This window comes from Streptomyces ossamyceticus (genome assembly GCF_001418475.1).
GTDB classification, from domain to species: domain Bacteria; phylum Actinomycetota; class Actinomycetes; order Streptomycetales; family Streptomycetaceae; genus Streptomyces; species Streptomyces ossamyceticus.
The window spans coordinates 1-743 of record NZ_LIQX01000890.1; the positions used below are offsets into that span (position 1 = coordinate 1).

Annotated in this window: 1 protein-coding gene and 1 pseudogene; one reads left to right on the top strand and one right to left on the bottom strand. The window is 67.2% G+C overall.

The genetic code is table 11. The annotated features are described in order from the left end of the window. Positions 1–233: ATP-binding protein (locus AOK15_RS46310; RefSeq protein ID WP_205632317.1), on the bottom strand; the 233-nt coding region annotated here is incomplete at its 3' end. A gap of 42 nt (positions 234–275) precedes the next feature. Between AOK15_RS46310 and AOK15_RS40175 the strand changes: the two are divergent. Continuing rightward, positions 276–647 (top strand): annotated as a pseudogene (locus tag AOK15_RS40175) (DUF5753 domain-containing protein); the annotation flags it as partial. Positions 648–743: the final 96 nt, after the last annotated feature.

Here is a 743-nt window from a genome sequence, read left to right on the forward strand (position 1 = left end):
CCCCACCGGTCCGCGCACTGCCGGACGAGGAAGAGACCTCGCCCATGCTCGACATCCGCCGCCGGTGGCACAGGACGACTGGGGGCGACACTCACCTCCCCGAACGAGGGCGGCACGTACGGACTCCCGTCCCACACGAAGACGCGCAGCCGCCCGCCGTACAGGGCGACCAGCCGCACCGACGAGGGCCCCTTCGTGTGCTGGTACGCGTTGCTGACCAGCTCCGAGGTCAACAGCTCGGTGATGTCCAGAAGTTCGCCACGACCATGGCTGGTCGCGACAGCCCGCCCCCGTACACCGCGATCATCCACGAGACCGCACTCCGCATGGGCTTCGGCGGCCCCGCCGTCACACGCGGCCAGCTCAAGCACCTGCTGGAGATGAGCGAACTGCCCCACATCACGGTCCGGGTGATCCCATTCGGCGCGGAGTACTTCCCCAGCACCGGTCAGTCCTTCGACTACGTCGTCGGCCCTTCCCCGCAGCTCGACACAGTTCAGCTGGACACGCACCACGGGGGCTGCGAATTCCTCGACGCGGAAGCACTGTTGAGTAAGTACCGTGCAGTGCTGGACCGCATGGAGACCTGCGCACTCAGCACCGCCGAGTCACGCGATCTCATCCACGACCTCGTCCGCGACACCTGAGAGAGACACTCGTGCCCAGCATCCAGTGGCAGAAGTCCACCTACAGCGGCGACAGCCTCAACTGCGTCCACATCGCCGCCCACCCCACCGGCACCG